This window comes from Butyrivibrio sp. VCD2006, assembly GCF_000423925.1.
In the GTDB taxonomy this organism is placed as follows: Bacteria; Bacillota; Clostridia; order Lachnospirales; family Lachnospiraceae; genus Butyrivibrio.
In genome coordinates this window covers 1-13,208 of record NZ_AUIX01000045.1, presented here as the reverse complement: position 1 = coordinate 13,208, position 13,208 = coordinate 1, and the positions used below count along the sequence as shown (strand labels likewise).

At 39.7% G+C, this 13,208-nt stretch carries 9 protein-coding genes and 1 tRNA gene; 4 read left to right on the top strand and 6 right to left on the bottom strand.

Going from position 1 to position 13,208, the window contains the following annotated elements; all coding sequences use genetic code 11:
• Nucleotides 1–89 precede the first annotated feature (89 nt).
• The 3 genes from G586_RS0114875 to G586_RS0114865 form a co-directional block, all read right to left on the bottom strand.
• Nucleotides 90–680, bottom strand: coding sequence for a TetR/AcrR family transcriptional regulator (locus G586_RS0114875; RefSeq protein ID WP_026528366.1), 591 nt, complete (start codon nt 678–680; stop codon nt 90–92).
• 66 nt (nt 681–746) lie between these two features.
• On the bottom strand, nt 747–1,214 hold the full coding sequence (locus G586_RS0114870; RefSeq protein ID WP_026528365.1) for a hypothetical protein: 468 nt from the start codon (nt 1,212–1,214) through the stop codon (nt 747–749).
• Nucleotides 1,215–1,458: 244 nt separating this feature from the next.
• Nucleotides 1,459–5,403 carry an InlB B-repeat-containing protein gene (locus G586_RS0114865; RefSeq protein WP_026528364.1) on the bottom strand — a complete coding sequence of 1,315 codons (3,945 nt, stop codon included), beginning with the start codon at nt 5,401–5,403 and terminating at the stop codon, nt 1,459–1,461.
• A gap of 172 nt (nt 5,404–5,575) precedes the next feature.
• On the opposite strand from G586_RS0114865, the gene G586_RS0114860 reads away from it, so the two are divergent.
• Nucleotides 5,576–6,118, top strand: coding sequence for a VanZ family protein (locus tag G586_RS0114860; RefSeq protein WP_026528363.1), 543 nt, complete (start codon nt 5,576–5,578; stop codon nt 6,116–6,118).
• Between the two features lie 506 nt (nt 6,119–6,624).
• Here the strand turns inward: G586_RS0114860 and G586_RS0114855 are convergent.
• A complete protein-coding gene (locus tag G586_RS0114855) occupies nt 6,625–7,413 on the bottom strand; it encodes a hypothetical protein (protein WP_026528362.1) in 789 nt (262 codons plus the stop codon).
• 404 nt (nt 7,414–7,817) lie between these two features.
• On the opposite strand from G586_RS0114855, the gene G586_RS23280 reads away from it, so the two are divergent.
• From G586_RS23280 to G586_RS0114840, 3 genes are all read left to right on the top strand, one after another.
• Nucleotides 7,818–9,620, top strand: a complete 1,803-nt coding sequence (locus tag G586_RS23280; RefSeq protein WP_051204826.1) for an alpha-amylase family glycosyl hydrolase — start codon at nt 7,818–7,820, stop codon at nt 9,618–9,620.
• Between the two features lie 167 nt (nt 9,621–9,787).
• Nucleotides 9,788–10,705 carry an HAD family hydrolase gene (locus G586_RS0114845; protein ID WP_026528361.1) on the top strand — a complete coding sequence of 306 codons (918 nt, stop codon included), beginning with the start codon at nt 9,788–9,790 and terminating at the stop codon, nt 10,703–10,705.
• A gap of 173 nt (nt 10,706–10,878) precedes the next feature.
• Nucleotides 10,879–10,950: transfer RNA gene (locus tag G586_RS0114840), tRNA-Trp, on the top strand.
• A 167-nt stretch (nt 10,951–11,117) separates the two neighbouring features.
• Here G586_RS0114840 and G586_RS0114835 read toward each other — a convergent pair.
• A complete protein-coding gene (locus G586_RS0114835; protein WP_026528360.1) occupies nt 11,118–11,567 on the bottom strand; it encodes a cysteine hydrolase family protein in 450 nt (149 codons plus the stop codon).
• A 99-nt stretch (nt 11,568–11,666) separates the two neighbouring features.
• Nucleotides 11,667–12,836 carry a hypothetical protein gene (locus tag G586_RS25110; RefSeq protein ID WP_051204825.1) on the bottom strand — a complete coding sequence of 390 codons (1,170 nt, stop codon included), beginning with the start codon at nt 12,834–12,836 and terminating at the stop codon, nt 11,667–11,669.
• Nucleotides 12,837–13,208: the final 372 nt, after the last annotated feature.

The following is a 13,208-nucleotide window of genomic DNA, read 5'->3' as shown; positions in this document are numbered from 1 at the left end:
ACTTCGTGCCACCTTCCCCCAATGGGAAGGCTCTGATTCAGAGTATAATTTCTTTATTATATTAAAAAATCAGTGTCAAAAAACACTGATTAATTATCTGCGGGCATTAAGCCCTCCAATATATATAGCAATTCGCGGTCAACCGCGGCCTCGCTAACACCAATAGTTTTAGCGGATACTTTAAGACCCTCAACCACATACATAAGGTTGCGGGCGCATCCATACGGATCTGCGCAGATAAACTCACCTGCACGAATTCCGTTTTCAATTAAAGCCTGAACAATCTGAACACCGGTCTCGAACTGTTTACGAAGCGGATTCTCAGAGCTCGGCAGATCTTTTCCTGCGAAATATTCATAGGAAGCAATAACAAGACTATTCTTCTTGCGAAGAATCTCCTTTTTCTGCTCCTTTAAGAAAAGAGCCAGCATATCGCCGGCAGTGGCGTCATTGTTAAGCGCCTTAGTAATAGCCTCATCGTCTTCATCGGGTGTCTCTTCAGACAATACGGCAAGGAATATTTCTTCTGTAGATGAAAAATAAAGATAGAGGCCCCCACGACTGATGTCACAAGCTTCCACAACATCTTTCATGGTGACATTCTTAAATCCCTTTTCTGCAAAAACCTCACGGGCTTTTTCAAGAATGTATTTTCTTTTCTGAGCAGACTTCTCACCCATTCAAAAAACTCCTGAAAAGATTTAGTTAACGATTCGAATTTCCCTTAGGGAATTATCGGATGCTTTTTAATAAGAAAGTGTTCCCCACATATGTATGAGGTCATCCATCTTAAAGACAATCTGGTAAAGGACTCCGGTGTAAACACCCTCTGCCCACACAGTTCCCTTGGTCTGTCCCTCAAGTATGTATCTTGAGAGGATTCCCGCAAGATCATCCATGTCCATGATCTCTGCCTTCTGAATAAACAGAAGCTCATCCTTATAATTAGCGATATGATTCCTCGTATACACGTAGCTATAGTTTCGGTTCATCATTCCTGTCTGCTGTGCCTGTTTGACAAAGCTAAGAAGTGTTGAATCATAAACCGGGAATGGCATCGAATGCGCAAGATCGCTGCTGGAATAGCTCTCAGCTACTTGCTGTTTAGTGTGTTCCTTAAGCCATGTCATGTAAGGTACAAGGCTCGCAACATCATCTTTGTATCTTGAAATGATATCCTCTACGCTGTTCTCGCCGTCTTTTCCTTCAAACATATTTCTGCCCCCTCGCAGTCATAATGAATAACTATGCAATGCCTAAAAAGAATCATTGACGCACTGTTCCGAACGGAACAATTTATCTCAATGAATTATAACATAAGAGATAAAAATGTGAAGATGGCAAATTGTTCAATTATTGGTTTTGTGGAACAAAAGTTGCTAACAGATTTGTGCATAGTTTTCCGGCTGCAGAATTATGGCGTTTTTTTCTTTTCAGGACAAAAATGAGAAGGGCCTCTCAGCCCTTCTTAAATTTAAACTTTGCCTTCTTTGCTCCGGCTTTTTTAAACAGCTTTACAAATTTTTTGTAGTCCTTCTTATCCTTACATATAATAGTAATCTTAGCTTTGTTATTAATGCCCTTAAAGCTTCCCTTGCCGATGCTCTTAAGATTTTTGGCATCCACGACAATCTTAGAAAGCTTCTTACAGCCCGAAAATGCTCCGTTGCCTATCTTTTCAATGTTAGCACCAATGCGCGCACTCTTAAGTTTCTTACAGTTCTTATAGGCATATCTGTCTATCTCGGTAACCTTATAGTTTTTACCGCCATAGTATACGTATTCACCGGAACTCATGGAAGATACATTCTTAGAATTCGGAACAGTCAATACAGCAGTACCATCCTGAGATACCCCATATTCATTGCCGCCATACTCAATTATGCCATTTTCCGAAAGCTGCTCATCTTCTGAAATCACAGGATCAGTTACCTGCAAATCATTATCAGCCTCCTGACCGGGAATCTCAGCCGACTCCTGCCAGGTCTGATTCTGCTGATTTTCGTTACCGTACTCCTGTAGATCATGGGTCTCCTGACCGGGAGCTACCAATATTTCATTCCAGACAGCATACATATCTATATCCTCATATATAGTTACATATGCCCATAAAATATCTGACCCCGGCTCTCTGGTCCATCCAAGAAACTCATAACCATCTCTTACAGGAACCTCCTGAGCAGATAGATCTACCCGTGAATAGTATTCTTCCTTTATATGTCTTAGATTGGTTTTATTGCTAAAGCTTCCTTCTAATGCATGATATGTAACAGTAAAGGCTAATTTGGATTCTTCATCCCCTAAGGTTTCTTCTGTTTCATTAGCGGATGAGCTCTCTTTTGTATCATTAGCAGATGTGGTCTCTTCCGTATTGTTAGAAGATGCCGTCTCTTCTGTATCGTTAGTAGATGTCGTCTCTTCTGTATCGTTAGTAGATGTCGTCTCTTCTGTATCGTTAGTGGTTTGGGTTAATTTAGAGTAGAAAGTATAGCTGTTAATATCGTCAAAAACCTTGTCACTACTAATGATTTCATCTGAAGCGTAGCTGTCAGTCCAGCCTTCAAAGGTATATCCTGCCTTGTATGGTTCTGTAACCTTGTCAAAGGCTTCTCCGTAAGTACTTCCCAAAGCTACCGTCAAGGTCTGTAATGACGGTGTGCCTGTCGAAGAAAAGAAATAGAGATTTACCTGCTTTTGACTCCACTTAGCATAAAAATCCGTATCTTTTCTAATTGTTGTACCAAGTATATTAGATTCTCTTTCTCCTTCTCTCCAGCCAACGAAAGTAAATCCATATCTTTCAGGCTTTGGTAATTCGTAATATGTGCCTTCAACAACCTCGATTTTCTCAGTCTTATCATCGTAATCATAGTGCAAGGTAATCGTACAATTACTCTGAGTAAATTTAGCATAGAAATTATATGAATCTGTACTATCAATGACTGTATCTCGGGACAGTACATTTTCATTATCATTAATTGCTGTGTCAGTCCATCCTTCAAACTTATAGCCTGACATGGAAGGATTCGTAACCCTGTCAAAAGCTTCTCCAAAGGTACTTCCGAAATTCACGCTAAGCGACTGATTTGATGGCGTTCCTATTGTAGAATTAAAATGGAGGTTAACCTTTTTAGGTCTCCATACTGCATAAAAATCTATATCCTTATAAATTGTTGTAGCTGATGCATAATAAGGTCCGGTATCCCCCTCTTCTTTCCAGCCAATGAAATTGTAGCCATATCTTTCAGGCTTTGGTAATTCGTAATATATGCATTCACCAATTGCAATATTCTCAGTCTTATCATCATAATTATAGTGCAGGGTCACTACGCATGCTTTTTTCCAGATTGCATACAAAGTCGTATCACCGGTAACTTTATAACTTGTGACTCCATTTGTAGCATCTTTTGATGTATTCCAGCCGGTAAACACATAGCCATCTCTCAAAGGTTTCTCATGGGTCCCCAATGAAATGTAGGTATCATATTCTGCATTCTCTGTATCAGAGGTCTCCCCATTTGAGAAGGATCCTCCATTGGCGTCATAGGTTAAAATGTATGTATTCGTTTTCCAGTGCGCGTAAAAATTCAAAGGCTTTGTAGAATCTATGATTTTATCCGGCGAGATTGCTTTTTCAGAATCAAAGCTTTCATACCATCCAATTAGTGTATGCCCCGCCTTTTGGTAATCAGAACCAAGGCTCATGGCATCTCCGTAGGTACTGCCAAAATCTGCATATCTCACGCTATAGCTTCCGGAATCCTCATAAAAATTCACCTTCACCCGCGCCGGCTTCCACTGGGCATAAAAATCCAAATCAGAATTTACAACTTTATTTGGGTCAACAGTGCTTCCTCCGTTTTTAGATTCTGACCAGCCATTAAAATCGTAGCCAAATCTATAAATAATGGGAAGCTCTCCAACTACTTTGCCCTTAGTAATATTTATTGTATCTGTCTTATTATCATAATTATTATGAAGTGTAATTGTATATGAATCAGTCTTGTCAGGTACAGCGTCCTCAACATTATCCGCCCCATTCCAGCGGGCATAGAGAGTTATATCAGAATTGATGGTCGTATTTGCTGTTACTACTGTTCCTCCGTTCTTTTCCGTGTACCAGTTATTAAAGGTACATCCACTCAATGACAAATATCTAGGCATTTCAACAATTTTGCCCTCATATGTGTAGGTGTATTGATATGGAAGATAGAAATATGCTCCTTTCTTAACTCCATCAAAATCTACCCTGTAGGCCTTTTTTATATTGTTATATGTGTACCTGGTACCATTAGCCACAGGAGCGTTAATATATCCCATATGTCCGGAATTCCTCACATGAGATGTGGCCTTAGCACTAATTCCCGGAATCTTAAATGTATGATATGCAAACTGATCTGTAGTACAGTTAAAATATCTATGTAAATACAGATATCCATACGGATAATATTTCATCTCATGATCATCCCAGGTTGTATCTACTTCATAATAATCGCTTCCAAGTTTTACAACATTCCAGGCATGTCCCCCGCCGTCACCGGTTCCAGCGACAACGTGAGTTTCTATTCCCGCTTTATCCATAAGCATTTTGAATGCTGTGGCATATCCCTGACACACAGGCAGTTTATCAACAAGTGCGCCATATGCGGTATATTTCAGATATTTATTATTACTATCATAGTTATATTCAGCCGTTTCAATAAGCGCATCATGAATTGCAAGTTCCTTAGACGCATCATCGCCGGAAAGATCCAGGCTGTTATAAAGCAAGTCGCATGCACTCTTAAGCTCAGACTCCATCTGAGCTACCTGCTCACCTGTATAATTTGCATCAGGTGAATTGTACATATAATAATTATATTGCCACTTTCCACCGGAGTTAGCTGAAATAACGGCGTATTGCTGCGAAAACAGGATGGTCTCCAGCTCTTCCGGATGATCGTACCATAAAGCGTGAATAATTGTTGACCAATCCACACCATTCAGTTGTTTTGTCCCCGAATAAAATAGTACTCCTTTATCAAGAGTATCTTTGCTAAACGTTCCCGTGAAAGGGCTTTTGTTCTGTCTGCAAAGTTCAAGAATTCCATCATAATAAATCTTGTCAACTTCAGTAAGCTGATTGTAATAATATCCTTTATTTGAACTACGGGAATTTCTGACTTTTGGCTTTAGCGCACCACCTTTCAGTTTCTCAAACTCTTCAGCTGAAAGCTCAATCTCTTCTACCTTGGGCTCTTTGACTTCAGGCAAGTCTCCTGTAGGAAGTGTATCTAAATCTATATTAAGTGAAATATCATCAGCAGAATTAACTGTAGAAGCCGCTCTTGCACTGTGAGATGCAGGTATGATCATAGCGCAGCAAAATGCAACGAAAAAAGCGCGACAAAGAACGTTTTTCATTTTTTATAATTACCTCTCATAAGTAAACAATCATATTTATAGCGCTATTTGCAATATTAACACTTCTTATGATTTTATTCAAGCCTCTTTTAATATGTATTGATAAAATTTGCTAGATTCGATATATTTGCGCTATACTAGTTGCTAATTAAATTGAATTTGAGGAATTAAAATGAAATATTTTCTTCTATATATAAAGCAAACACTTCGCTTCGTTTTGAAGCCTTTGTCTTTTATACCGGCAATCGTGATGATGTGTCTGATTTTCAACTTTTCAGATCAGAATGCTGATACAAGCTCTGCACTCAGTTATCAGGTCGGAGTTGAGGTCTTAAGTGTAACAAATGAAGTTCTTGATAAGGGCTGGACTGACGATCATATCTCAGATTTAAGTGAAAAATATCAGTTTTATATAAGGAAGCTTGCTCATTTTTCAGAGTATTGTCTTCTGGCGATTACAGTGGCATTCCCTCTGTATGTCTACGGACTCAGAGGTTTTCCGCTTGTAATCATCGCAGGAATGATATGCGTTGGTTATGCCTGCCTGGATGAGTACCACCAATCCTTTATTGCCGGGCGTTCACCGCAAAAACGTGACGTCGCTATAGACAGTTGCGGTGTTCTTGTGGGAATCATCATCACAAGAATTGTGGGCTGGACGGGTCGAATGACTATATTCCGTCCGCTGGCCAATAAAAAAGAAGCAAGAAGCTAGTCCATATGGGCTGGCTTTTTTTGTTTTTGATTTTCTTTGTTTCTGGGGGGTCGTTTGTTTCTGGTTTTTTGTTTGTTTCTGGCTTTTTGTTTGTTTCTGGCTTTTTGTTTGTTTCTGGCTTTTTGTTTCTGACTTTATTTCTCGGCCGCATTCTTTGGTTTTAATCCTTTTCGGCCGCGTTTTTTCTATTTCCCTGATTTTCCTATTTTGTTTTTGGTGTCAATTCCGCGGCCGCACCCCCTGCATTTTAGACTATGCGGCCGCTCTTTTCTCTGATTTTCTATTATCCCTTTTTTATTTCATGCTGATTTCGCAGCCGCATTCTCTGCTTTTAGCCCTTTGCGGCCGCTGTTTTCCGATTTCCCTGTAGTTCCTATTTTATTTATTGTCCTATTTCGCGGCCGCACCCCCTCCTTTTAACTCTTTGCGGCCGCAGTTTTCCGATTTCCCCTGCTCTTTTGTTCCTTATACGTTATTCCCTATATGTAGTTCCTTATTTAAGTTCCTTATAAGCAATAATGCTTTATCATCTGTCTTACATGTTTTATGTTGAGCGGATTCTTTGCTGTTTCCCAGGTGCAAATGAATTCATCTCCAAGATAATAACCACCAGAGAGGAAAAGATTTTTCTTCCAAACTGTCTTGTTTACATAATCGGGATCATCCATCTTCCCAAAGTGTTCCCAATAGATTTCCTTTCGCTTTTTTACATTTAAGATAGTGAAGTCGGGATGAATCTTTATCCCATGAATCACTAAAGGACATTCATATCTATATGGAACTCCAGCTTTATTCAATTCGTTAGCGATTATAACCTCGGACTTTGATCTGACTCTTTCATCTTTATCAGTATAAAATTCAGGAACATCATCTTTTATCTCTTTTCTTATGTATTCCTGACTTTCCCAGCTAGCAACATATTCTTCATTCGGGATCCATATTGGTTCTATCAGCCTTCTTCTAGATTCCGATAATATTTCATATATATTCTCACAGGGATTTTGGGGTAGATTTTCAAGATACGAATCAATAGCACTTAATTCATCATTGATTGACTTAAGAGTCATATTTAGATAGGATTTCTGAGCCAATGCTTTTGCAGTTGGCAAATCTGCTTTTGGTAAATAGATTCCTGTTCGATCACCACTCTTTTTGCGCCAATAGTACATTTCTCTATTTCCGTTATGACTAATCCTTAGACTACCCTCTGGAGTTTTTGCCAAACTCCTAACTATCATTTTCTTGATTTTTAATATAGCTGCCTTTCTTGCAGTTAACTCATCATAAAAATTCATCATATTCTCTCTTTCATAAACTCATCAATTATTTCTGTATTGCTTTTTATTCTTCGATTTACTTCTATATTTATCCTCACTGACCTTCCGCAAATATCTATACAAATCATTTCAGTATAGATTTTCGTACAAGAATCCGTTATTATAGGAATCGTTAGAAAAACGTTTTCTGTGGCAAACTGTAATAAAAACCAAAATATAAGGAAAAATGGAAAAAATCAGTTTGATAAAACTGAATTATCGCTGACAGCGATGGTTGACATAATAGCATTCTAATGTCAAAAAGTCAACATAAAGATAGCCTTCCAGAAAACATCATTCTATTCAGATGCTAACAAGATAATTATGATTATTTGAAGCTTTATGCATTAAAACAAACATTTATGGATAAGGAAAGAGAACAAATGATTGATAAAAATTTCTTACTAAAATTCGGTACCGCAGCACTTATTTCAAGTCTGATTGTTCCGCTTGATGCATGTGGAAATAAGACAAAAAATGAAAACAATGATTCGTCTGCATCTTCATCTACTCAATCATCAGATACATTTTTAGATGAGTCAGTGTCCAATGATGCATCAACAGATGTATCTTCAGATGAGTCAGTATCCAGTGAAGCTTCTGCAGATGCATCTTCCAACACCCCGCTTCCCGTGAACGTCATAGATGATGCTTATCGCACCACCTATGAGATTTTCGTTTACTCTTTCTATGATAGTGACGGTGACGGTATCGGAGACCTTCAAGGTGTGATAAACAAGCTTGATTACATAAACGATGGTGATGCTTCCACAACAGATGATCTTGGATGCAATGAAATCTGGCTAATGCCAATCTGCCCCTCAACCACATACCACAAATATGATGTGATTGATTACTGTGATGTTGATCCTGAATATGGAACAATCGATGATTATAAGGAGCTGCTCACCGAAGCACATAAACGAGGAATTCGAATCATAAATGATATGGTAATGAACCACTCTTCGACTCAGCATAAATGGTTCAAGGAAGCTGTGGATTATCTTAAGAATCTTCCTGAAGGAGCTGAGCCGGACTCAGCTGAATGTCCTTACGTCGATTATTACCATTTTTCAAAAGAGGCTCAGACAGGCTATGAAAAGTTGCCTGGGATCGATTGGTATTATGAGTGCAGGTTCTGGTCTGAGATGCCAGACCTTGATCTTGACAATGAGGCTGTGCAGCAGGAGTTTGCTGATATTGCGAAGTTTTGGCTTGAGCTTGGATGTGATGGCTTCAGAATGGATGCGCTTACAGCTTTTACCACTGATGATATTGCGATAAGTACAGATGAGCTTACACCTTTTGTAAAAGCTGTTAAGGGACTGAATCCCGATGCATATATCGTTGGAGAAGCATGGACAAATTCTGCTTCTTACGCGAAATTCTACGCAAGCGGAATCGACTCGCTTTTTGATTTTGATTATTCGGGGAGTGAAGGAACCATTGCAAAATGTGCGAAGGGCAAATTGAATCCCACCAAGTACGTTCAGCAGCAGATTGACGAGGATGAGCTGTTTTCAGCATATAACGCCAATTACATCAATGCTCCGTTCTACACTAATCATGATATGGCCAGGAGTGCCGGTTATTATACTGGAAAAACCGCCACACAAAGCACTAAGCTGGCCGGTGCGCTGAATCTCCTTATGAGTGGCAATGCCTTCATATATTATGGCGAAGAGCTTGGTATGAAAGGCTCAGGAAAAGACGAAAACAAGCGCGCTCCTATGCCTTGGGATTCCGAAGGCTCTGAAGGGATGACAACCGGCCCTAAGGACATTGACAAGATAAACCAAAGCAACGGTACTTATGCGGATCAGAAGGATGATCCTGACTCGATTTTTAACTACTATAAAAAGGCTATCGGCATTCGAAATGCTTATCCGGCGATTGCTCGCGGCAAGTGCAGTATATTGGATAGTCTTTCAGGGAATCGCTTTGCAGTTTGGAAAAAGGACGCCACTTCCGTAATCGAGAATCCGGACATTGAAGATCAGGTTGTTATCATTATCCTCAATAATGACAAAGAATCTGTGGAAATCGATCTTAGTAAAGATTCATCTGCAGATGGATTCAGAAGCCTTGGCGCCTCACTCTCCACCGGAGCAGATGAGGCTGTCCTTGATGGTGATATTCTGACAGTTCCCTCCTTTGGAATTGCTGTACTTACTGTGTCAGAATAATTCAAATTGACAAGCAATTAAGAACAAATATGCTCCATGAAATCCGCAGAATATACTCTCACGACATCCGCAGAATATTCGGATTTCTGATTTCTGATTTCTGATTTCTGATTTCTGATTTCTGATTTCAGTAAGCATACTATATTACAAATCCATTGGGAGATTTTATGAAAAAAGTTACCGCACCGCTATATAAAACCTACATTTTTGATCTTTATGGTACGCTCGTCGATATAAGAACAGATGAGAATATGCCATTTTTATGGAAAAATCTTGCGGAGATATACTCGGCATATGGCGCCGATTACACCCCGGCTGAGCTGGAAGCCACCTATAAAGCTCTTTGTGATGAAGAGACCAAGCTTCTGTTATCAGAGCATAAAAAGATTTATCCTGAGACAGTGATTGAACATCCCGAAATCAGGCTTGAAAGGGTCTTCGCAAGACTTCTTTTGGACAGGCTTAATACTAAAGATAATTCTTGTGACAAACCTATAGATGCCATTGCAGATAAAAATGGCAGCTTTGCAAATTTCTCAAAGAGCCATCGGACATCAGCAACGATAAATGGTAAAGTTCCATCATCTCTATCTATCGAAGAACTCTGCAATAGTGAATGGGAATACATGATTGCCAATGTATTCAGGATTCTCTCAAGGAAGTGGCTTACGCCTTATAAGAACACTTTAAGCACGCTTAAGGCACTTCGGGATAAGGGCTGTAAAACATATCTTCTCTCGAATGCACAGGGAATCTTTACAAGAACTGAGCTTGAAGTAACAGGGCTTTTACCCTTTCTCGATGGCATTTTCATTTCATCTGAAAAGCAGATCAAAAAGCCTCAGCCTGAGTTTCTCATGCAACTCATTGATGAATATGACATAGATAAAGACTCCGCTGTCATGGTTGGAAATGAGATGAATTGCGATATGGGAATTGCAAAAGCTTGCGACATACCCGGAATTTTCTTAAATACATTTAATTGGTCTGACAAAAAAATTGATAAGGAGATGAAAAAAATCAGTATAAATCCTGACTCAATTCGTATTGTGAGCGACGGCGATATAATTCATCTTTTGGATTAGTCCTTTATTTATGGTGGATTTTAGGCATTTTTCAGCGTTTATTGCGGTAATAAATACACTCATTTGCATTATTATTTTATCGTAATATAGTCTAAAAAATCTATAAAAAAACTGTTTACATTGATATCCCACTGTGATATAATTTTTTCGTTGACGGCACAAACGTCAAGGATAGGGGAATCATACAATGGCTAGTATTGCGGTCTCCAAAACCGTTCATGCGGGTTCGAATCCTGCTTCCCCTGCTAGCTGAGAAAGGTTGAAAATTAATGTTTCAACCTTTTTTTGTGTCTGTGCGTCTTAAGTGCAACCATAAAAAAGAGTCTGACGCCACGCCAGACTCTTTATCATTTTCATCAATTCAATTATATAGCTATGCTATTCATAATTAAAAACCTTTAGCAGTGCTTATTTACAATATGCAAACTCCTGCCCCTTCAAGCTCTGTAAGTGTTTTCTCATAAAGCTTTTGATTGCGAGCGCCAACACAAGACTTCACAATCTCAGTCTTGTATCCATGCTTCACAGCATCCATGGCTGTTTTGGCAATACATGAACTGCCATCTACACCGATGATTTCAAGCTCGGTCGTTCTAAGTGCCTTTATTTTTTCCACAAAGGCCTTGGACGAAAAGGCACTTGGCCTCTTTTTCTCATAGACGAGATCCGAAACCAGAAGCAGTTCGTCTGAGAGATCATATCCGGCTCTGTTCCCGGTTATCCCGACATTCTTGACGTATACAACAGATACATCCTCTTCGTCGTGCGCGAGCTTAATCTTTCTATTAATACTCGATAGAAGCTCGCTGTCATATCCTTCCAGATACTTTTCCTGCATATCGATCACTACAAGTGCTCTCATAAGTCCCCCTTTACTCACCTGAGCAGCTGTTATCTCTTCCTTTAATATTCTCTCATATAAGCATATTTGTCAAATCGCATAATAAATGCCGCATTTATCTCAAACTGCCATGTCTACATGCTGGATTGTTCCTACTCCGCCACTCTCCTTTAGGTACACACCGGTTGACTGAATCACAGCATTTGTCTTATTTGTCTCCTCATCATTAAGGTGAAACTCCGTGTTTGCTTTTCCCAGGAAAATCGCACCAACATCGGCCTCCTTAAGATTTAATAACCTGTCGTTTCCTTCAGAATCCTTGAACCATATTTTTAGCTTATCGAAAATCTCATCATTTTCATCTATCCAGCCATTGTGGTCCCTGTCATATGCTTTGAGGTCTCCAAATCCATCTCCTGACTTGGTTCCAAAGAGTTCCGAACCGTCATTAACTTTGCCGTCTCCATTTTTATCAATGGCAAGAAATCCCGAATCAGGGCTAAGCTGCGATATTTCCTCATCACTTCCGTCAGCGTCGATATCAAATCTGAATTTCTGGTCTGATACGCTTGCCACGTTTGAACCTACATTTATAACAAGCGGATCGCAGAGTTTTACTGTCCTCGCGGATATATTAAGCTTCGTATAGCTCATGAATTCTCTGGACATTTCTGCTTCAATACCAAAATTAAGGGTTCTTCCATCCTCTGTTTTGGCAATTCCCGAGGCTTTGAAGGTTGTATACTCCATATCCGCCTCGAAATGCTCTGACTGTGTGACATCAACCATTTCATCACCGATATTTGAAGTCCTGCGTCCTGATGAAGCAGCGCTGAAGCTAAAGGATGTCATGTTGAAATTCAGCCTGTTTGCACTATTCTTCTCCATTTTTATAAGTTCGCCCTGCTTTTCAATCTGCCTCTCCAGATTAGCGATGGCTCTGGGACTTCCGCCCAGAGTTCGAAGCATTTTCAAAAGTGTCTTCAGGGTTTCAAGAGCCGACTCATATTCACTTAACATATCGCTCTCTTCATTTGCTTTTTCAGCATAGAAGGCACTGGAAACCTGTTGTCCCTGTCTGGAAATTTTTACCTGTGCTCCATCAGCTCTTAGGATCTCATCCCCTTCGTCGTCATCCTCTGTAATTGCATCCAAAATACCCACTTCCTTTTTCTTTGAAGCATTATAGTCTGATCTTTTCATACGCACATTACGCGTGATATTAAACTGTTCCATGGATAAGGCCTTCCGATCGGAAGACATAGCGATAGCGCTCTCAGCAATCTTCATAGACGTATCCTCCTTGATAACCAAATATACTCTCGGAATCTATAAGCCAGTAACAATGCGGCTTTCAGATTCCTTTTTTATTAAAATCCCCCACTTTTTTATCAAAAAACACTTGACATTTACCTCCAAAAATGCGGCGCTTCGCGCCCTTGTTAAAAAGGAAGTGTCGTTACGGCGCGGCCGTAATTTTTTTGATTGGAGGGCGATTTTATGTTACCTGTTAATTGTGGCAGTCATGCCGACTACCAAACCTTTGTTGTTGAAAATCTCCGCAAATATTACCCTGATCCAGATGCTATATCTCAAAGCACCTGGGATATCATAGACCGCTTTTGGAACCTTGATCTTTCCTACACTGATCAAAACATGATC